General features: G+C 41.2%; 21 protein-coding genes and 1 other annotated feature. All 21 genes read right to left on the bottom strand.

Annotated elements, in window-relative coordinates; genetic code table 11:
- Nucleotides 1-19: 19 nt before the first annotated feature.
- The gene (rplC, locus tag V7150_RS02785; RefSeq protein ID WP_335513479.1) at nucleotides 20-646 is read right to left on the bottom strand and encodes a 50S ribosomal protein L3; all 627 of its coding nucleotides are present in this window, start codon (nucleotides 644-646) and stop codon (nucleotides 20-22) included.
- 39 nt (nucleotides 647-685) lie between these two features.
- On the bottom strand, nucleotides 686-994 hold the full coding sequence (gene rpsJ / locus V7150_RS02780; RefSeq protein WP_007085291.1) for a 30S ribosomal protein S10: 309 nt from the start codon (nucleotides 992-994) through the stop codon (nucleotides 686-688).
- Between the two features lie 475 nt (nucleotides 995-1469).
- Entirely contained in the window at nucleotides 1470-2657 is a 1188-nt protein-coding gene (gene tuf / locus V7150_RS02775; RefSeq protein ID WP_335513407.1) for an elongation factor Tu, read from the bottom strand.
- A gap of 128 nt (nucleotides 2658-2785) precedes the next feature.
- On the bottom strand, nucleotides 2786-4867 hold the full coding sequence (gene fusA, locus V7150_RS02770; RefSeq protein WP_335513405.1) for an elongation factor G: 2082 nt from the start codon (nucleotides 4865-4867) through the stop codon (nucleotides 2786-2788).
- Nucleotides 4868-4917: 50 nt separating this feature from the next.
- On the bottom strand, nucleotides 4918-5388 hold the full coding sequence (gene rpsG, locus V7150_RS02765) for a 30S ribosomal protein S7 (protein ID WP_335513403.1): 471 nt from the start codon (nucleotides 5386-5388) through the stop codon (nucleotides 4918-4920).
- 39 nt (nucleotides 5389-5427) lie between these two features.
- Entirely contained in the window at nucleotides 5428-5850 is a 423-nt protein-coding gene (gene rpsL, locus V7150_RS02760; protein WP_191275966.1) for a 30S ribosomal protein S12, read from the bottom strand.
- A 104-nt stretch (nucleotides 5851-5954) separates the two neighbouring features.
- Complete coding sequence (locus V7150_RS02755) at nucleotides 5955-6203, bottom strand: 50S ribosomal protein L7ae-like protein (RefSeq protein WP_335513400.1); 249 nt, start codon at nucleotides 6201-6203, stop codon at nucleotides 5955-5957.
- A 140-nt stretch (nucleotides 6204-6343) separates the two neighbouring features.
- Nucleotides 6344-9943, bottom strand: coding sequence for a DNA-directed RNA polymerase subunit beta' (gene rpoC / locus V7150_RS02750; protein WP_335513398.1), 3600 nt, complete (start codon nucleotides 9941-9943; stop codon nucleotides 6344-6346).
- A gap of 302 nt (nucleotides 9944-10245) precedes the next feature.
- Nucleotides 10246-13806, bottom strand: coding sequence for a DNA-directed RNA polymerase subunit beta (gene rpoB / locus V7150_RS02745; protein ID WP_335513396.1), 3561 nt, complete (start codon nucleotides 13804-13806; stop codon nucleotides 10246-10248).
- Nucleotides 13807-14107: 301 nt separating this feature from the next.
- The gene (locus tag V7150_RS02740) at nucleotides 14108-14707 is read right to left on the bottom strand and encodes a class I SAM-dependent methyltransferase (protein ID WP_335513395.1); all 600 of its coding nucleotides are present in this window, start codon (nucleotides 14705-14707) and stop codon (nucleotides 14108-14110) included.
- A gap of 110 nt (nucleotides 14708-14817) precedes the next feature.
- Nucleotides 14818-15180, bottom strand: a complete 363-nt coding sequence (gene rplL / locus V7150_RS02735) for a 50S ribosomal protein L7/L12 (RefSeq protein ID WP_335513393.1) — start codon at nucleotides 15178-15180, stop codon at nucleotides 14818-14820.
- A gap of 203 nt (nucleotides 15181-15383) precedes the next feature.
- Nucleotides 15384-15884: a 50S ribosomal protein L10 gene (gene rplJ / locus V7150_RS02730; protein WP_335513392.1), complete on the bottom strand. Its 501-nt coding sequence runs from the start codon at nucleotides 15882-15884 to the stop codon at nucleotides 15384-15386.
- A gap of 35 nt (nucleotides 15885-15919) precedes the next feature.
- Nucleotides 15920-16062 (bottom strand) — a sequence feature (ribosomal protein L10 leader region).
- 55 nt (nucleotides 16063-16117) lie between these two features.
- Nucleotides 16118-16816: a 50S ribosomal protein L1 gene (gene rplA / locus V7150_RS02725; protein WP_335513390.1), complete on the bottom strand. Its 699-nt coding sequence runs from the start codon at nucleotides 16814-16816 to the stop codon at nucleotides 16118-16120.
- A 111-nt stretch (nucleotides 16817-16927) separates the two neighbouring features.
- Nucleotides 16928-17353 (bottom strand): 50S ribosomal protein L11, encoded by a 426-nt coding sequence (rplK, locus tag V7150_RS02720; protein WP_141561102.1) that lies wholly within the window; start codon nucleotides 17351-17353, stop codon nucleotides 16928-16930.
- 273 nt (nucleotides 17354-17626) lie between these two features.
- A complete protein-coding gene (gene nusG / locus V7150_RS02715) occupies nucleotides 17627-18160 on the bottom strand; it encodes a transcription termination/antitermination protein NusG (protein WP_335513388.1) in 534 nt (177 codons plus the stop codon).
- Between the two features lie 209 nt (nucleotides 18161-18369).
- The gene (gene secE, locus V7150_RS02710) at nucleotides 18370-18552 is read right to left on the bottom strand and encodes a preprotein translocase subunit SecE (RefSeq protein ID WP_283921050.1); all 183 of its coding nucleotides are present in this window, start codon (nucleotides 18550-18552) and stop codon (nucleotides 18370-18372) included.
- A gap of 50 nt (nucleotides 18553-18602) precedes the next feature.
- On the bottom strand, nucleotides 18603-18749 hold the full coding sequence (rpmG, locus tag V7150_RS02705; RefSeq protein ID WP_283921049.1) for a 50S ribosomal protein L33: 147 nt from the start codon (nucleotides 18747-18749) through the stop codon (nucleotides 18603-18605).
- A gap of 160 nt (nucleotides 18750-18909) precedes the next feature.
- Nucleotides 18910-19560: an RNA polymerase sporulation sigma factor SigH gene (gene sigH / locus V7150_RS02700; RefSeq protein ID WP_335513386.1), complete on the bottom strand. Its 651-nt coding sequence runs from the start codon at nucleotides 19558-19560 to the stop codon at nucleotides 18910-18912.
- 70 nt (nucleotides 19561-19630) lie between these two features.
- Nucleotides 19631-20140, bottom strand: coding sequence for an NYN domain-containing protein (locus tag V7150_RS02695; protein WP_335513384.1), 510 nt, complete (start codon nucleotides 20138-20140; stop codon nucleotides 19631-19633).
- A 3-nt stretch (nucleotides 20141-20143) separates the two neighbouring features.
- Nucleotides 20144-20887 (bottom strand): 23S rRNA (guanosine(2251)-2'-O)-methyltransferase RlmB, encoded by a 744-nt coding sequence (gene rlmB / locus V7150_RS02690; protein ID WP_335513381.1) that lies wholly within the window; start codon nucleotides 20885-20887, stop codon nucleotides 20144-20146.
- Entirely contained in the window at nucleotides 20884-21309 is a 426-nt protein-coding gene (locus V7150_RS02685) for a Mini-ribonuclease 3 (RefSeq protein ID WP_335513379.1), read from the bottom strand. The genes rlmB and V7150_RS02685 overlap by 4 nt, the downstream gene beginning before the upstream one ends.
- Nucleotides 21310-21312: the final 3 nt, after the last annotated feature.

The raw sequence follows: 21312 nt of genomic DNA, 5'->3' as shown, positions 1-21312 counted from the left end.
CTCCTTTCTTAAAAGGTAATTATGCTTTAACCGCACCTTTAATTTTTAGTAATGCTTTTTTAGCTCCTGGTACGTTACCTTTGATTAAAAGTAAGTTGCGTTCTACGTCAACCTTTACGATTTCAAGGTTTTGAACAGTCACTTGATCTCCACCCATGCGGCCTGGTAATAATTTACCTTTGAATACACGGTTTGGAGCAACAGGTCCCATTGAACCAGGGCGACGATGATAACGTGAACCGTGAGCCATTGGGCCGCGAGATTGTCCGTGGCGTTTAATTGAGCCTTGGAAACCTTTACCTTTTGAGATTCCTGTTACATCTACGATATCGCCTGCAGCGAAAATATCTACTTTGACTTCTTGACCAACTTCATATGCTACTAAGTCGTCTCCGCGGAATTCGCGAATGAAGCGCTTAGGAGCAGTATTTGCTTTCGCAACGTGTCCCTTTTCAGGTTTGTTAGATAACTTTTCACGTTTATCTTCAAAACCAACTTGAACTGCAACGTATCCGTCACTATCAACTGATTTCTTTTGAAGAACAACGTTTGGAGCTACCTCAACTACTGTTACAGGAATTAAGTTGCCGTTTTCTGCAAATACTTGAGTCATACCAATCTTTCTTCCTAAGATTCCTTTGGTCATGTAAGTCACACCTCCTGTTATTTTGTTTGTTTATTTTGATTAAAGTTTAATTTCGATATCAACACCAGATGGTAAATCTAAACGCATTAACGCATCAACTGTTTGCGGAGTTGGGTTAACGATGTCGATTAGACGCTTATGTGTCCGCATTTCGAATTGTTCACGGGAATCTTTGTACTTATGAACCGCACGAAGAATAGTGTAAACAGACTTTTCAGTTGGAAGCGGGATTGGACCAGAAACTGCCGCACCTGAACGTTTCGCTGTTTCAACAATTTTTTCTGCAGATTGATCAAGGATTCTGTGATCATACGCTTTTAGACGGATACGAATTTTTTGTTTTGCCATTATTTTCCCTCCTTTATTCGCCTATTTTCAAAAATAGACATTCTCAGTGAAAATTTCCCACACACTCGCCATGGCAAAGCGGCCGGGTGTGTCAGCAACCTTCCACATCATCGCAGTCAAAGACCAACATTGTCTATTATACATAAAACATAAACTAAACGCAACACCTATCTCGTTTTTCTTTTAGCCAATCTGAAAGTATACTTTCAGCTCAGGCATAAGAGCAACTACGCCTCTGTCTTCGCCCTTTCGGGCTTGCCAATCGGCGAGTTTCCTTTATGTTTTTGTCATTTGCACTTTTCCTATTATAGCGGCTGTTTCGCCCATTTTCAACACAAATAGAAATTAACCAGTAATATCCTAAACTCTTGCTCTTTTAATGTTATATATAGTATAGAAGAAACTCGTTTCAGTCCCTTTTAACAACAAAAAAAAGCAAGTGGATCGTCACCCACCTGCCTTTTTTATTTAAAAATTATTCTTGAATTGTTGTAATTGAACCTGATCCAACAGTACGTCCGCCTTCACGAATTGAGAACTTAGTTCCTTCTTCGATCGCAACAGGAGCGATTAGCTCAACAGTCATTTCGATGTGGTCGCCAGGCATAACCATTTCAGTACCTTCTGGTAAGTTACAAATACCAGTGATATCAGAAGTACGGAAATAGAATTGTGGACGGTAGTTTGTGAAGAATGGAGTATGACGTCCACCTTCTTCTTTAGATAAAACGTAAACTTGTGCTTTGAACTTTGTGTGTGGAGTGATTGACTTTGGTTTAGCCAATACTTGACCACGCTCGATTTCTTCACGAGCTACACCACGAAGAAGGGCACCAATGTTGTCACCTGCTTCAGCAAAGTCAAGAAGCTTACGGAACATTTCTACACCTGTTACAGTAGTAGATTTTGGCTCTTCAGTGAAACCAACGACTTCAACAACGTCACCAACTTTAACTACACCACGCTCAACACGTCCTGTAGCAACAGTACCACGGCCAGTGATTGAGAATACGTCCTCAACTGGCATCATGAATGGCTTCTCAGTGTCACGAGTTGGAGTTGGGATGAATTCATCAACTGCTGCCATAAGTTCAATAACTTTTTCTTCCCAAGCAGCGTCACCTTCTAATGCTTTAAGAGCTGAACCTTTGATAACTGGAGTGTCATCACCAGGGAAATCGTACTCAGTTAATAGATCACGAATTTCCATTTCTACTAATTCAAGAAGTTCTTCGTCGTCAACCATGTCACATTTGTTCATGAATACTACAAGGTATGGAACACCTACTTGACGAGAAAGAAGGATGTGCTCACGAGTTTGTGGCATTGGACCATCAGTAGCAGATACTACTAAGATACCACCGTCCATTTGTGCTGCACCAGTGATCATGTTTTTAACATAGTCAGCGTGTCCTGGGCAGTCTACGTGTGCATAGTGACGGTTGTCAGTTTCATATTCAACGTGTGCAGTAGAGATTGTGATTCCACGTTCTTTTTCTTCTGGAGCACCATCAATTTGATCATATGCACGAGCTTCTGCTTTACCTTGTTTTGCAAGAACAGAAGTGATTGCAGCTGTTAAAGTAGTTTTACCGTGGTCAACGTGTCCGATTGTACCAATATTAACGTGTGGCTTTGAACGGTCGAATTTAGCTTTTGCCATTTGGAAAATCCTCCTTTGGATTATAAAAATTTAAGTATATTTTATAGAAACTGCGAAAATGGTTGTCCATATTTCACAGTTTCTATGCTTACATAAGTAGTTATACTTTAAAGGTCGGTGAAAATCAATTATTCACCTTTATTTTTTTTGATGATTTCTTCAGAAATTGATTTTGGTACTTCTTCGTAGTGATCAAAGTGCATAGAGAATACTCCACGGCCTTGTGTACTTGAACGAAGTGCTGTTGCATAACCAAACATTTCTGATAGTGGAACCATCGCACGAACTACTTGTGCATTACCGCGTGCTTCCATACCTTCAACACGGCCGCGGCGTGCAGTGATTTGTCCCATGATATCACCAAGGTAATCTTCTGGGATTACAACTTCCACTCTCATTACAGGTTCTAGGATAACCGGTTGACACTTAGAAGCAGCATTTTTAAGAGCCATGGAAGCGGCAATCTTAAACGCCATTTCGGAGGAGTCAACATCATGGTAAGAACCGTCGAACAATCTTGCTTTAATATCAACTAATGGATAACCAGCAAGTACACCGCGTTCTAAAGCATCTTCTAGACCAGCTTGAACAGCAGGGATGTATTCACGAGGAACTACACCACCGACAATACCGTTTACGAATTCGAAGCCTTTACCAGCTTCATTTGGAGCGAATTCGATCCAAACGTGTCCGTATTGTCCGCGGCCACCTGATTGACGTGCAAACTTACCTTCAACTTGCGCTGAACCTTTGAAAGTTTCACGATAAGCAACCTGTGGTGCACCTACGTTTGCTTCAACCTTAAATTCACGACGCATACGGTCAACGATGATATCAAGGTGAAGTTCACCCATACCAGCGATAATAACCTGTCCAGTTTCCTGGTCTGTATGCGCACGGAATGTCGGATCTTCTTCTTGAAGTTTTTGCAATGCAGTCGTCATTTTGTCTTGGTCTGCTTTTGATTTTGGTTCTACTGAAAGCTCAATTACTGGCTCAGGAAATTGCATTGACTCTAGAATAACAAGGTTTTTGTCATCACATAGTGTGTCACCAGTAGTTGTATCTTTCAGACCTACAGCAGCAGCAATGTCACCAGCAAAAACCTTAGAGATTTCTTGACGGCTGTTTGCGTGCATTTGCAGGATACGTCCGATACGTTCACGCTTGCCTTTTGTTGAGTTTTGGACATATGATCCAGACTCTAAAGTACCAGAATAAACGCGGAAGAACGTTAATTTACCAACATAAGGGTCAGTCATAACTTTAAACGCAAGAGCAGAGAATGGCTCTTCATCATTTGAATGACGTTCAATTACTTCATCTTCTGCATCAGGTGCATGACCTTTGATAGCCGGTACATCTAGTGGAGATGGAAGATAATCAATGACAGCATCCAGCATTAACTGTACACCTTTGTTTTTGAAAGCTGATCCACAAATAACTGGATAGAATTCAACATTAACGGTACCTTTACGAATCGCTGCTTTTAGCTCTTCTTTAGTGATTTCTTCACCACCAAGGTATTTTTCCATTAATTCTTCGTCTAGTTCAGCTACTGCTTCTACTAATTTTTCATGGTATTCTTCAGCTAATTCGCGCTGTTCTTCAGGAATTTCACGCACTTCAATATCAGTGCCTAAGTCGTTCCCGTAGAATACAGCATTCATTTCCACAAGGTCAATGATCGCTGAGAATTGATCTTCAGCACCAATTGGTAACTGAATTGGATGTGCATTCGCTTGCAAGCGGTCATGAAGTGTTCCTACAGAATATAAGAAGTCTGCTCCGATTTTGTCCATCTTGTTTACGAATACAACACGTGGTACTCCATAGGTTGTTGCTTGACGCCAAACTGTTTCAGTTTGCGGCTCAACACCTGATTGTGCATCTAGTACTGCTACCGCACCATCAAGTACACGAAGGGAACGTTCAACTTCAACTGTGAAATCTACGTGTCCTGGTGTGTCGATGATGTTTACGCGATGACCTTTCCAAGATGCAGTTGTTGCTGCGGAAGTGATTGTAATTCCGCGTTCTTGTTCCTGCTCCATCCAGTCCATCTGAGATGCACCTTCATGTGTTTCACCGATTTTATGAATCTTACCAGTGTAATAAAGGACACGCTCAGTGGTCGTCGTTTTACCGGCATCGATGTGTGCCATGATGCCGATATTACGAGTGTTTTCTAAGGAGAACTCTCTTGCCATTGGGTCTTTCTCCTTCCTAGTATGAAAGTGTTTTTATATTGAAGGTTAAATTACCAACGATAGTGAGCAAACGCTTTGTTTGCTTCTGCCATTTTGTGTGTATCTTCACGCTTCTTAACAGATGCACCAGTGTTGTTAGCTGCATCCATGATTTCGTTAGCTAAGCGCTCTTCCATCGTTTTTTCACCGCGAAGACGTGAATAGTTAACTAACCAGCGAAGACCAAGTGTTGTACGGCGGTCAGGACGCACCTCAACTGGAACTTGGTAGTTTGCACCACCGACACGGCGTGCTCTAACTTCTAGTACAGGCATGATGTTTTTTATTGCTGCATCGAATACTTCCATTGGCTCTTTGCCAGAACGTTCACGAATAGTATTAAATGCTGAGTAAAGAATTTCTTGTGATTTACCTCTTTTACCGTCAATCATCATTTTGTTGATTAGACGAGTAACTAATTTTGAATTATATAACGGATCTGGTAACACGTCTCTTTTTGCTACAGGACCTTTACGTGGCATGTATTTTCCTCCTTTCAAAGAAGCTTCTATTTAATGTGATTATTTTTTCGCTGCTTTTGGTCTCTTAGTACCATATTTAGAGCGGCCTTGCATACGGTTGTTTACACCAGCAGTATCTAGCGCTCCACGTACGATGTGATAACGTACCCCCGGTAAGTCTTTTACACGTCCTCCACGAATAAGAACAACACTGTGCTCTTGAAGGTTGTGGCCAATACCAGGAATGTATGCTGTCACCTCAATACCGTTTGTCAAACGTACACGAGCATATTTACGTAACGCTGAGTTCGGTTTCTTTGGAGTCATTGTACCAACACGAGTACATACTCCGCGTTTTTGTGGTGAAGATACATTTGTTTGTGATTTTTTGAAGCTGTTATAACCTTTATTTAGCGCAGGAGATTTTGACTTCTCTGTCACTGATTGACGAGGCTTGCGCACTAATTGGTTAATAGTAGGCATGATTTGTTTCCTCCCTTCATTATTTGTAAGTCCACACATCCAGGTGGTTCATTTTTTTGCAAAAACAAAGTTTTTGCAGACTACACTATCTACAAAAACAGTTTTTAACGAATAATAGCAACAGCTGCTGCACCAACTTCTATTCCACATGCTTTGCCGAGTTTTTTCATCGATTCCACATATAGAACCGGAACATTTAACAAGAGTGCTTCATTAACAATTTTTGCCGTAACCTTTGGTTCAGCATCGTTTGCCACAATTAACTCTTGTACATTTCCTTCTTTAAGTGCTTTCACTGTTTGTTTTGTTCCTATAACGAATCTTTGTGCCTGTAATACTTTTTCATAAGACATATAATCATATCCTCCAAAGTATCAGGTGAATAGGAGCACCTTTGATATATTAACATCTTAAGAATTAGATGTCAACAAGACTTTTATATTTTTCTTAAAATACGGTATCCGCCATCAAGGCAGATACCGTATAAAAAGTTTTAGTCAACAGTGACTATTTCTTCGGAAGTTGTATCGCGAAATACTGGGTCCGCTTTACGGTAGCGCTGCATACCTGTTCCAGCAGGGACAAGCTTACCGATAATAACATTTTCCTTCAAGCCAAGCAATTCATCACGTTTGCCTTTAATCGCTGCATCTGTAAGAACTCTTGTGGTTTCTTGGAAGGATGCCGCAGACAAGAATGAATCTGTTTCAAGTGATGCTTTTGTAATACCAAGTAATACTGGACGTCCTGTCGCAGGCAATTTACCCTCAAGTAACGCCTTTTCATTTGCATCAGTAAACTGATGAATATCAAGAAGTGTACCTGGAAGCACATCCGTTTCACCTGCATCGCTGACACGAATTTTACGCATCATTTGACGAACCATTACCTCGACGTGCTTATCGCCAATTTCAACCCCTTGCATGCGGTAAACTTTTTGTACTTCACGCAATAGGTACTCTTGAACAGATGTAACGTCTTTTACTTTAATTAACTCCTTAGGATCAATCGAACCTTCTGTTAGTTCCTGACCACGTTCAACATGGTCATTGACAGCCACTTTCAAACGAGCTGTATATGGAGTATTGTAGGTGCGAGATTCAACCTCGCCTTGTACTACGATCTCATGCTGGCGGTCGCGGCCTTCATTAATTCCTACAACGACACCTTCAATTTCAGAAATAACAGCTTGACCTTTAGGGTTACGTGCTTCAAAAATTTCTTGAATACGCGGTAAACCTTGGGTAATATCGTCTCCCGCAACACCGCCTGTATGGAACGTACGCATGGTTAACTGTGTTCCTGGCTCACCGATCGATTGTGCGGCGATAATACCAACTGCTTCACCAACTTCAACCTCTTGACCAGTTGCCAAGTTACGGCCATAACATTTCTTACATACGCCATGACGGGTATTACATGTAAACGCAGAGCGGATTTTAACTTCTTCAATGCCTGCTCCTACGATAATTTCTGCTAAATCCTCGGTAATTAAGCCATTTTCAGCAACAATTAGTTCATTTGTTTCAGGATGCTTAATGGCATTTCGGGCATAACGGCCGATTAGACGTTCGTCCAATCCTTCGATAATCTCTGTACCATCTTTTAAAGCACGGATGGAGAAACCACGGTCTGTGCCGCAATCATCATCACGGACAATGACATCTTGGGCAACGTCAACAAGACGGCGTGTTAAATAACCAGAGTCAGCCGTTTTAAGGGCTGTATCAGCAAGACCTTTACGAGCACCGTGAGTGGAGATAAAGTACTCTAATACCGTTAATCCTTCACGGAAACTTGATTTGATCGGTAATTCGATGATACGTCCAGCCGGGTTGGCCATCAAGCCGCGCATACCCGCCAGCTGCGTAAAGTTAGAGGCGTTACCCCGGGCACCGGAATCACTCATCATAAAGATTGGATTCGTTTTGTTCAAGGATTTCATCAATTTCCCTTGAATGATGTCTTTAGCCGCGCTCCAGATGGCAATAACACGATCATAACGCTCATCTTCAGTAATCAAACCACGTCTGAATTGCTTCATCACGTTATCTACTTTACCTTGGGCATCATGGAGAATTTGCTGCTTTTCTCCTAATACGACGATGTCAGCCACACCGACAGTAATACCAGCCTTAGTGGAATGCTTAAATCCTAAGTCCTTCATGCGGTCAAGCATTTTAGACGTTTCGGTAATTTTGAAACGTTTGAATACTTCAGCAATGATATTTCCAAGAATTTTCTTTTTGAACGGATCAATTAATGGCATTTCTTTAATTCTTGCTTTAACGTCTTCACCTTTTTCAACAAAATACTTTGCAGGTGTTTCGACTTCTAAATTATTTCTAGTTGGTTCATTTATATATGGGAATGATTTAGGAAGAATCTCATTAAAAATAAGTTTACCAACCGTTGTTATTAATAACTTATTGTTTTGTTCTTCTGTAAACGTTTCATTTCCTAAGGATCCTGCATGGACAGCAACACGTGTATGGTAGTGAACATACCCGTTTTGGTACGCAAGGATGGCTTCACTTGTATCTTTAAAAATCATCCCTTCACCGATTGTACCTTCACGCTCTAGGGTCAAGTAATAGTTTCCTAATACCATGTCCTGAGATGGAGTAACAACTGGCTTACCATCTTTAGGGTTCAAGATATTTTGTGCTGCAAGCATTAAAAGACGAGCTTCCGCTTGTGCTTCAGATGAAAGCGGTACGTGAACAGCCATTTGGTCACCGTCAAAGTCCGCATTGTATGCTGTACATACAAGTGGATGGAGGCGAATTGCCCGACCTTCGACAAGTGTTGGTTCAAATGCCTGAATTCCTAATCTATGCAATGTAGGGGCACGGTTTAATAAAACCGGATGCTCTCTGATTACATCTTCAAGTACGTCCCAAACATCTGGAGATACGCGTTCAATTTTTCGCTTAGCAGATTTAATGTTGTGAGCTAAACCTTTTTCAACAAGCTCTTTCATCACAAACGGCTTGAATAATTCTAATGCCATTTCTTTCGGAAGGCCACACTGATACATTTTTAAGTTCGGGCCTACAACGATAACAGAACGACCAGAATAGTCAACACGTTTACCAAGCAAGTTTTGACGGAAACGACCTTGTTTTCCTTTTAACATATGGGAAAGTGATTTTAACGGACGGTTACCAGGTCCAGTAACTGGGCGGCCGCGGCGGCCGTTATCGATTAAGGCATCTACCGCTTCTTGAAGCATCCGTTTTTCGTTTTGAACGATAATACTTGGTGCACCAAGATCTAGTAAACGCTTTAAGCGGTTGTTACGGTTGATTACACGGCGATAAAGATCGTTTAAATCAGATGTTGCAAATCTTCCCCCATCCAATTGAACCATTGGACGTAGTTCAGGAGGAATAACTGGGAGCACGTCTAGAATCATCCAAGATGGCTCATTTCCTGAACCGCGGAATGCTTCTAACACTTCAAGGCGCTTAATCGCACGGGTGCGTCGTTGGCCTTGTGCTGTTTTTAATTCTTCTTTTAAGGTGTCAACTTCTTTATTTAAATGAATATCGGAAAGAAGCTTTTTAATGGCTTCTGCACCCATGGAAGCTTGGAATTTGTTTCCGTACTTTTCACGGTAAGCACGATATTCTTTTTCAGATAAAAGCTGCTTCTTATCAAGGGCAGTATCACCTGATTCCGTCACTACATATGAAGCAAAGTAAATGACTTCCTCCAAAGCACGAGGGGACATATCTAAAACTAATCCCATTCGGCTAGGGATTCCCTTAAAGTACCAAATGTGTGAAACAGGTGCTGCAAGCTCAATATGACCCATACGTTCACGACGAACCTTTGCACGCGTTACTTCAACGCCGCATCGGTCACAGACAACACCTTTATAACGGACACGCTTATATTTTCCGCAATGACATTCCCAATCCTTTGTTGGACCGAAAATTCGTTCACAGAATAAGCCATCCTTTTCAGGCTTTAAAGTACGATAGTTAATGGTTTCTGGCTTTTTCACTTCTCCGAATGACCATGAGCGGATTTTATCCGGTGAAGCAAGACCAATTTTCATATACTCAAAATTATTAACGTCCAGCAAGGGGCCTACCTCCCTTTTGATCTCCAGGTTTTACCCTTAGTGCATAGAAAAGCGGAAGCGCGCTGGTCAGCCCCGATATAGGGAGACTTGTCGATTGGCGAAGCCAGAGACTTAGTCTCCCTTAATGCGTACAGGAAGCGATAGCTTTCTGTAGCCAAGCAAATGTTCTCCAGCAGGAAAGTTGCTTTTTGACTTTTTGGCTGGAGGTTATTTGACTCGAGGGGTTGCGCGCTGCAGCTAGACATGGTTGAAAAGCTCCAAGCGCACGAACTAACGTGCGCTGAAGCAAAAAGATTGATTACTTATTCTTTTGAACCTACTTTTTCTGATTCTAAGTTTTGTACCTCAGGGACAATGTTTAATGTGTCGACTTGCTGTAAGTCGTCTTCATCTTCCGTATCGCGCATTTCAATTTCTTTTTCATCACCGGAAAGAATTTTTACATCCAAACCAAGACTTTGAAGTTCTTTAATTAATACTTTGAATGATTCAGGAACACCTGGCTCAGGAACATTTTCACCTTTAACGATGGCTTCATATGTTTTTACACGACCAACAACGTCATCTGATTTAACGGTAAGAATTTCTTGTAGCGTGTATGCGGCACCGTATGCCTCAAGTGCCCAAACCTCCATTTCACCAAAGCGCTGCCCGCCAAATTGAGCTTTACCGCCAAGCGGCTGCTGCGTAACAAGCGAGTAAGGTCCGGTAGAACGAGCATGGAGCTTATCATCAACCATGTGTGCAAGTTTAATCATATACATGACACCGACAGAGACACGGTTATCAAATGGCTCACCGGAACGGCCATCATAAAGGACTGTTTTCGCATCACGAGCCATACCAGCTTCTTCAATCGTGCCCCACACATCTTCCTCAGTGGCCCCGTCAAATACTGGAGATGCCACGTGAATACCAAGGTAGCGGGCTGCCATTCCAAGATGAAGTTCCAACACCTGACCAATGTTCATACGCGATGGAACTCCTAAAGGGTTTAGCATGATATCAACAGGTGTACCATCTGGTAAATATGGCATGTCTTCTTCAGGTAAAATTCGGGAGATAACCCCTTTGTTACCGTGGCGTCCTGCCATCTTATCCCCTTGATGGATTTTACGCTTTTGAACAATATAGACACGAACAAGCTGGTTTACACCTGGAGGAAGTTCGTCGCCATCTTCACGATTAAAGACTTTGACATCATGAACAATACCACCGCCGCCGTGCGGAACTCTAAGTGAAGTATCGCGGACTTCACGAGCTTTTTCACCAAAAATAGCATGTAAGAGACGTTCTTCAGCCGTTAATTCTGTCACACCCTTAGGCGTTACTTTACCAACGAGGAGATCTCCGTCTTTTACTTCAGCACCAGTGCGGATAATACCGCGCTCATCCAAATTACGAAGGGCATCTTCCCCAACGTTTGGAATATCGCGGGTAATTTCTTCTGGTCCTAGTTTTGTATCACGAGATTCTGATTCATATTCTTCAATATGAATCGAAGTATAGACATCGTCTTTAACTAGACGTTCACTCATAATGATGGCATCTTCATAGTTATAGCCATCCCATGTCATAAAGGCAACGAGAACATTCCGTCCAAGAGCTAATTCACCTAACTCCATTGATGGGCCATCAGCAAGAATTTCACCCTTTTTTACACGGTTGCCAACAGCAACGATTGGACGTTGGTTATAGCAAGTACCTTGGTTGGAGCGGATAAATTTTAAAAGTCGATATTTTTTTAGATCGCCTTTTACTTCTTGGCCATCAACTTCCTTCGTTTGACGAACCCATACTTCACGAGCTTCTACATGTTCAACAATACCATCATGCTTACAAATAACCGCTGCACCAGAGTCTTTACCTGATACATATTCCATACCTGTACCAACTCGAGGCGCTTCCGGCTGCATTAACGGTACTGCCTGACGCTGCATGTTCGCACCCATCAAGGCACGGTTAGAGTCATCATTTTCAAGGAATGGAATACATGCTGTCGCTGCAGAAACAACCTGCTTCGGCGATACGTCCATGTAATCGATCCGTTCTCGTTTTACAACCGTGTTTTCACCACGGAAACGAGCAACAACTTCATCATCAAGGAAGGAACCATCGTCTCCTAAACGGGAATTCGCCTGCGCTACCACATAGTTATCTTCCTCGTCAGCTGTTAAGTAATCAATACGGCCTGTTACTTTTCCAGTATCCGGATCAACACGGCGGTATGGTGTTTCAATAAAGCCGAATCGGTTTACCTTTGCGTACGATGATAGTGAGTTAATCAGACCAATGTTTGGTCCTTCCGGTGTTTCAATCGGACACATACGGCCATAGTGGGAGTAGTGAACGTCACGTACTTCCATACCGGCACGTTCACGTGTCAAACCGCCAGGTCCGAGTGCAGAAAGACGACGCTTATGAGTTAATTCTGCAAGCGGATTGGTTTGATCCATGAACTGTGATAATTGTGAGCTTCCAAAGAACTCTTTGATCGAAGCAATAACCGGACGAATATTAATTAATTGCTGCGGTGTAATCGTTGCTGTATCTTGAATCGACATTCTTTCACGAACAACACGCTCCATCCGGGACAACCCGATACGGAATTGATTCTGCAGCAGTTCACCTACAGAACGAAGACGTCTGTTACCTAGATGGTCGATATCATCTGTATCGCCTACTCCATGTAATAAATTGAAGAAGTAGCTAATTGATGCAATGATATCCGACGAAGTAATGTTTTTAATTGGTTCTGCCACGTAAGCATTACCTAATACATTAATAACTTTTTCATTTTCATCGCCAGGAGCATAGATTTTAATGCCTTGAAGGATTACTTCATCCTCAACTACGCCGCCAACAGGGTTAAAGCTTTTGAAATTAATATTCTTTTCAAGAGCCGGTAAAATTCTGTCAAGGTTTCTCCTATCTAGGACTGTTCCTTTTTCAGCAATAATTTCACCTGTTTCTGGATCGGCAAGTGACTCCGCTAAGCGTTGATTAAATAGGCGGTTTTTAATATGAAGCTTTTTATTGATTTTATAACGACCTACATTGGCTAAATCATAGCGCTTTGGATCAAAGAAACGTGATACTAATAAGCTCTTTGCGTTATCAACGGTTGGCGGTTCACCCGGACGAAGACGCTCATATATTTCTAAAAGCGCTTTGTCGACACCTTCCGTGTTATCCTTTTCAAGCGTATTACGGATATACTCGTTATCCCCGATCAAATCAATGATTTCTTGATCAGAACCGAAGCCAAGTGCACGCAAAAGAACCGTAACGGGCAGTTTCCGAGTACGATCTATTCTCACATATACGACATCTTTGGCGTCTGTTTCATATTCAAGCCAAGCGCCGCGGTTCGGAATTACAGTCGCTGTAAAGCCCTTCTTGCCATTTTTATCAAGTTTTCCGCTAAAGTAAACGCTCGGTGAACGAACTAACTGTGAAACAATTACGCGTTCTGCCCCATTGATGACAAACGTACCTGTTTCCGTCATAAGTGGAAAATCACCCATGAATACATCTTGATCTTTTACTTCGCCTGTTTCTTTGTTTACAAGACGTACTTTCACACGCAATGGAGCAGAATATGTAACGTCCCGTTCTTTTGATTCTTCAACAGAATACTTTGGATCGCCAAGGCTGTAATCAATAAATTCTAGTGATAGGTTACCAGTAAAGTCTTCAATCGGTGAAATATCTTGAAACATTTCACGCAATCCCTCATCCAGAAACCATTGATATGAAGAGGTTTGGATTTCAATAAGATTTGGTAATTCTAAAACTTCACTGATTCGTGCGTAACTTCTTCGTTGGCGGTGTCGTCCATACTGAACTAGTTGACCTGTCAACTGATTCACCCCTCAAATCAAGCGTTATTTAATAAATCTATTTATGTCTATCAGGAGAACCTATGGTCCATCCTATTAGGCAAAAAGAAAAAGGGTTTTTTACTCAAAAACCACATTTTCACATTTCGACTATTATTTTGTCATCATTTCCCTCTAATTCCTTTTTTATACTAAAAAATAAGTATTTTAAGGAATAATTCGGAAATTATTATGATGGCATTTTATAATGCTACCACAATGACAATTTCAAGTCAACTATTTTATCTCGCTTTAACGGGCAGTAAGACCTTTTTTATTAGTTTCACTTTATCGCCTTAATGATAAAATAGCCTTTTGATTTGTCAATAGTCTCAACATCGGAAAATAGTGACTTTAATTTTTCTAATGCAGATGGTGCTCCTTGTTTCTTTTGAATCACTACCCAAAGCTCACCATTTGGAACAAGATGCTCGTAGCTTTGTTCAAAAATATCATGAACCGTCTTTTTTCCCGCCCTAATCGGTGGATTTGTTAAAACGGCAGCGAAGTTATTTCCTTTAACAGATAACAACCGGTCACTTTCATAGATGTCAACATTATCAATCCGGTTTAGAGATGCATTTTCCATTGCTAACTGGATCGCTCGTTCATTAACATCAACCATGTGAACCGTACGACCGGGGTTGTCTTTAGCAATTGTTAAACCAATCGGGCCATAGCCGCAGCCCACATCTAGCACAAGCCCTTCCGCCGCCGGCATCACAAAAGACCCAATTAGTAAACGCGAGCCAAAATCTACTTCTCTTTTTGAAAAAACACCGTTATCGGTTTTAAAGCGAAAAGGATGATTTCTTAAGGTGTAATCCCAATATTTCGGATCACTTTCAACCTTTTGGGTTCGAGAATAGTAGTGTTCAGACATTAGACTCACCTCCGGAGAGTAGATAATTGAAGATATTCGAGGACATTATACGCGCTATTTAGATAAGCCAAAAAAAGCCCGCTTAAACAGCGAGCTTTTTTATAGAAAAATTACTTAACTTCAACGTTAGCTCCAACTTCATCAAGCTTAGCTTTGATTGCTTCAGCTTCTTCTTTAGCGATGCCTTCTTTAAGTGGTTTTGGAGTGTTATCAACAAGGTCTTTTGCTTCTTTAAGTCCAAGACCAGTGATTTCACGAACAACTTTGATAACCTTGATTTTTTGATCTCCAGCGCCAGCTAGGATTACATCGAATTCAGTTTTTTCTTCAACAGCAGCAGCACCAGCTCCGCCTACCATTGCTACAGGAGCAGCAGCAGTTACGCCGAATTCTTCTTCGATTGCTTTTACAAGATCGTTAAGTTCTAAAACAGTCATATTTTTAACTGCTTCAATGATTTGTTCTTTAGTCATGATTAATTTCCTCCTTAGTTTTCATTACATTTATTGGTTACGCTTCAGATTTGTCCAGCTTCAGCTCCCAGCAGCTAGTGTCCTTCGCTCTTCTCCCTACGATAAGTCAACATCGTCGCTTGCGCTCTCCGTGTTTCCTTTATCTCAGTTGAAGCGCTCCAGGCCATACGCTGCTAAACGGTCGCTTCAGCTTTTCTATTAACTTACGCGCCTTGTTCTTCTTTTTGATCTGCCACTGCTTTTGCAGCAAGAGCAAGATTGCGAATTGGAGCTTGTAGTACGCTGAGTAGCATAGAAAGCAAGCCTTCGCGTGATGGTAGGTCTGCAAGAGCTTTAATCTCTTCTGCTGTCGCGACGTTTCCTTCGATTACACCTGCTTTAAGTTCAAGCGCCTCGTGTTTTTTCGCAAAGTCATTTAAGATTTTAGCTGGTGCTACTACATCTTCAGTACTAAACGCGATCGCGTTCGGGCCTGTTAATGCCTCGTTTAAGCCTGAAAGTTCAGCTGCTTCAGCTGCACGGCGAGTCATCGTGTTTTTGTAAACCTTGAACTCAACGCCAGCTTCGCGAAGTTGTTTACGTAGTTCAGTCACTTCAGAAACCGAAAGACCACGGTAATCAACAACAACAGTTGATACGCTATTCTTTAATTTATCAGTAATTTCTTCAACGATGTGTTTTTTTACTTCGATTGCACTGCTCATCTTTACACCTCCTGTAGATTGTCTACATTTATACCCCAGGCAAGTAAAAGCCTCCATATCAATCTAGACATGGAGGCAGCATACAACAGCTGAATGATCAGCTAATTCTATCGCATTACCTCGGCAGGAAATTAAGCTTTTAAGCACCTGCTGTCTACAGTACAAATGTTTATTATTTTAAACAACAAAATAGATTATATAAAATATCATCTAGATTGTCAATTGGTAAAAAATTACTTTACTGCAACTGAAGAAGGATCTACCTTAACACCCGGTCCCATTGTTGAAGCAACAGTAACGTTCTTCATGTAAGTACCTTTTGCAGCAGCAGGTTTCACTTTTAACAATGTTTCAAACACAGTATTGAAGTTTTCAACAAGCTTTTCGTTTTCAAAAGATGCTTTACCGATTGGCACATGGATGTTACCAGATTTATCAACGCGGTATTCAACTTTACCTGCTTTAATTTCATTAATTGCTCTTGTTACATCAAATGTAACTGTACCTGTTTTAGGGTTTGGCATTAAGCCTTTAGGTCCTAATACACGACCAAGTTTACCAACTTCACCCATCATGTCAGGAGTTGCTACGATTACATCAAAGTCAAACCAACCTTGTTGGATCTTGTTGATATATTCTGAATCACCTACATAATCAGCACCAGCTGCTTCTGCTTCCTTCACTTTCTCACCCTTCGCGAATACTAAAACGCGTTGAGTTTTACCAGTTCCGTTTGGAAGTACAACCGCACCACGGATTTGTTGGTCAGCTTTCTTAGGGTCAACACCTAAACGGAAAGCCACTTCAAGAGTCGCATCAAATTTTGTGAAGTTTGTTTTCTTTGCAAGATCAATTGCTTCTGCAATCGGGTAAGCTTTTAAGCGATCTACAAGCTTAGCAGCTTCTAAATACTTTTTACCTTTTTTAGCCATTTTAATTTCCTCCTAGATTGTGGTTTTAGCGAATTACTCTCCCACGAAAAAGGTTGCGAGTGAACAATCAGCTACGCAACCCCTTCATTACAACAATAAAATTTACATGGATTAGTCTTCGATGACGATACCCATGCTGCGTGCAGTACCTTCAACCATGCGCATTGCTGCTTCAACGCTAGCTGCGTTAAGGTCAGGCATTTTTTGTTCCGCAATCTCGCGTACTTTATCACGCTTTACTGTTGCTACTTTATTACGGTTAGGTTCACCTGAACCAGACTGAATTCCAGCTGCTACTTTTAAAAGAACGGCAGCAGGAGGAGTTTTCGTAATAAATGTAAATGAACGGTCTTCAAATACCGTGATTTCAACAGGAATGATTAATCCAGCTTGATCTGCTGTACGAGCGTTAAATTCTTTACAGAATCCCATGATATTAACACCGGCTTGACCTAGTGCAGGACCAACTGGCGGCGCTGGGTTTGCTTTACCAGCAGGAATTTGTAATTTAACGACTTTAATTACTTTTTTAGCCACGAGACACACCTCCTTAAAGTCCGTGATGTGGTAATTGGGATCACTTAGGAACCCTCCCACTCAGGCATCTGTCTTTATATAAAAATCATAAAGAACTTAACAATAGTCTCGTCTCACATTGGAGACATACTGACCTATGAAATATTAACATTTTTTAAAAATGATTTCAAGTTTTTTTACAATATAAGATTATTTTTATTTGAACTTTGATAGTTATCAAGCTCCAGCGACTAGTGGCCATGCGTCGCTAACCGGGCGCTTCCGCTTTTCTATTTAAAGTTTCTCAATTTGTGTAAACTCTAGTTCCACCGGGGTATCTCGGCCAAACATATTGACTAAAACTTTAAGCTTAGATTTGTCCTTGTCCATCTCTTCAACAGACCCAGTGAAGTTCGCAAATGGGCCTTCTTTTACGCGGACTGTCTCACCAATTTCATAGTCTACATCGACTCGTTTTTCCTCTACGCCCATGCGCTTCAGTAACACAACTACCTCTTCCGGCAATAACGGAGTCGGCTTTGAGCCTGATCCAGCAGAACCGACAAATCCAGTTACACCAGGTGTATTGCGCACGACATACCACGAATCATCTGTCATCACAATTTCAACTAATACATAACCAGGGAAAACTTTTCGTTTTACGACCTTTTTCTTACCATTTTTGATTTCTGTTTCTTCTTCTTCAGGAACAACGACACGGAAGATTTTATCCGCCATACCCATTGATTCCACCCGTTTTTCTAAATTTGCCTTTACTTTATTTTCATACCCTGAGTAAGTATGAACTACATACCAATTCTTTTCCATTTAAGAGGACTAAATGTCCGTCCCTCCCTATACGCTGTTTGTTTATTAAACTTTTATAATCGTCTAGCTCCAAAAGAATAAGCTTCGGAAGCGATACCTCGCACGAAGGAAGCTTCCGCTTTTGTAAAACAAATTAAAAAACCCGTCAAAACGGGCTTTTAGCTAAAATTTCCTTTATTGACTACCATTATACCATGAATGCTGACTTATTATTCAAGAATTAAGCGAATCAATTTTGAAATCCCTAAATCCAGAACAGCGAAGAACACTCCAAAAAAAACAACAGTTGATAAAACAGTAACGGTAGATCGAATTAATTCACCGCGTTTTGGCCAGCTAACCTTCCTCATTTCACGGACAATATCACTGAAGAACTTAGTTATACGCTTCATATTTCGTAACCCCCAACTATCTTAAGTAGCAATGCTCATATCAATAATCGTTATTTTGTTTCCCGGTGGATGGTATGGGTTGCGCAAGTTTTACAGAATTTCTTTAATTCTAATCGTTCTGTTTGCTCCTGCTTGCTGACTGTCGAATAATTCCGCGAGCCGCAATCAACACAAGCAAGTATGACTTTTTTGCTCATATTCGACACCTTCTACCATTTTTCTTATAAAATAAAAGTATCCGCCACTAAACGGGCGAGTCCTCTTTTCTTTTTCCATCAAAATGTAACACGACCCCTAATTAATGTCAATAACCATTGAGAACGGACTCATGATTAGGGCATACATCTTTATCTGAAATCACAGCGAAAATTCACGTATTTCTAAGTAGCGCTCAAGCTTTCTTTTCACCCGCTGCAGAGCGTTATCAATGGATTTAACATGACGATTAAGCTCCTCAGATATCTCTTGATAGGATTGACCATCTAAATAGAGAGCCAATACTTTTCTTTCCAAATCGCTCAATAATTCAGTCATTTTGACCTCAATATGGTCAAACTCCTCTTGATTAATAATTAACTCCTCCGGATCCAATACTTTAGCGCCGGACAAAACATCCATCAATGTTCGGTCTGATTCTTCGTCATAAATAGGCTTGTCCAAAGACACATAGGAATTTAGCGGAATATGCTTTTGCCGTGTTGCAGTCTTAATTGCCGTGATAATTTGGCGGGTTATACATAGTTCGGCAAATGCTTTGAAGGAAGTAAGCTTGTCCTCACGAAAGTCACGAATCGCCTTATAAAGGCCAATCATGCCCTCCTGAACGATATCCTCTTTATCTGCCCCAATTAAAAAATAGGATCTTGCTTTTGCACGTACAAAATTACGATACTTATGGATTAAATAATCCAATGCTTCACTTTCACCTTGATGCACCAAATCGACAATTTCTTCATCTTCCATTACGAAAAAATGTTCGTTGATTTTAGTTCCGAAGTCCGTACTCAAAGTAGATCCCCTCCACCGAACATGCATAGATACTTTCTAGTATACATTAGAAATATTTTGAAGTCGAGGCTCATTTCTGGCCTCTGCGCCATTTTTCAAAAATTTCTGCCATTTCATCACTAATCGGTATTTTGGTTACTGGTTTCTTCTCTTGAATTTTCTTTACTTTCTTTTCGATACCTTTTTCTATCGATGACATTTCAATTAGCAGCTCACGAGCGGACTTACGTAAAGCTCCTTGTCCAAAAATTGCCCATTGCTCAGTGTAATCGGAGGTGGCTACATGGATTTGTGTTTTTCGATTACTTAGACTGATTGCCATTTTTTCAATCCGCTCATCTGCTGTTTCATTTTCTTTCGTAAAGATGACTTCTACTTTATGGTTTTTATATTTTTTCTCCGTTCCTTGCACATAATAGGCATCAAATACAACAATGACACGGTAACCGGAAAAGGCTTGGTATTCTGCCATTCTTTCCACTAGCCGATCCCTTGCAGCAGGTAAATCTCGATCCTTTAATGCCCTTAGCTCCGGCCAGGCTCCGATAATGTTATATCCGTCGACAAGCAAGATATCCATATGCTACCTCTCAAGCGGGTGCCGTTTACGATAAACCTCATACATGAGTAGGGATGCAGCAACAGAAGCATTTAACGAGGTCACTTTTCCGACCATCGGCAATTGAATAAGGAAATCACATTTATCACGAATTAACCGTCCCATTCCTTTTCCCTCGCTGCCGATCACTAAGCCAAGTGGAAGCGTACCATCCAATTGACGATAATCTTCCTTTCCTTTAGCATCTGTTCCGGCAATCCAAACTCCCCGTTCCTTTAATTCATCAATCGTCCGCGCCATATTTGTTACACGGACAACCGGGATATATTCAATCGCACCTGTTGAGGCCTTAGCAACTGTTGCCGTTAAGCCAACAGCCCTTCGCTTTGGAATTATAATGCCATGTGCCCCGACAGCATCTGCTGTCCTCATAATCGACCCAAGGTTATGCGGATCCTCGATTTCATCCAACAACAAAAAGAAGGGTGACTCGTTTTTCTTTTCGGCTGCGGCAAATAGATCATCCATTTCTGCATATTGATAGGCTGCTACATAGGCAAGTACTCCTTGGTGATTTTGATCGGTAATTTGATCTATTTTTTTCTTTGGGACAAATTGGACAATAACATGTGCTTCTTTGGCCAATTGGGTGATTTGCTGCATTTGGCCTCGCTGCGACCCTTCCGCAATTAAGATTTTATTAATATCCCTTTCCGATTTAAGTGCTTCAATCACGGGATTTTTCCCAAATATAAATTCCTGGTTCACAGTAACTTTCCTCCTTTCTTTTCATCAACGTATAAAAACGCCTTCTCCACAAGCTCTTCTAAGCGTTCCGTTTGGCCTTCTAAAAACAAATATCCCATTAACGCTTCAAACGCGGTGCTGTAACGATACGTTTGGACATCTGTATTTTTTGGAACCGTGCCTGATTTTGCATTTCTGCCACGCATGACAACAGCTAATTCTTCTTCACTTAAAAGGTGATCGTCCATTAGTTGAAAAAGAATTTGGCACTGTGCCTTCGCTGAGACGTATTTTGTCGCTAAACGGTGTAATTGATGCGGTCTTACCTTGCCGTTATAGAGAAGATGGCGTCTTACATACGTCTCAAAGACCGCATCACCCATGTAAGCAAGGGCAAGACTATTCAACTGTTTGGCATTGATGTTGTTCTCATAATCAAGCATGAA

It is taken from the genome of Neobacillus drentensis (assembly GCF_036965245.1).
Classification (GTDB): Bacteria; Bacillota; Bacilli; order Bacillales; family Cytobacillaceae; genus Neobacillus; species Neobacillus drentensis_G.
This window is presented reverse-complemented; position numbering and strand designations above follow the sequence as displayed.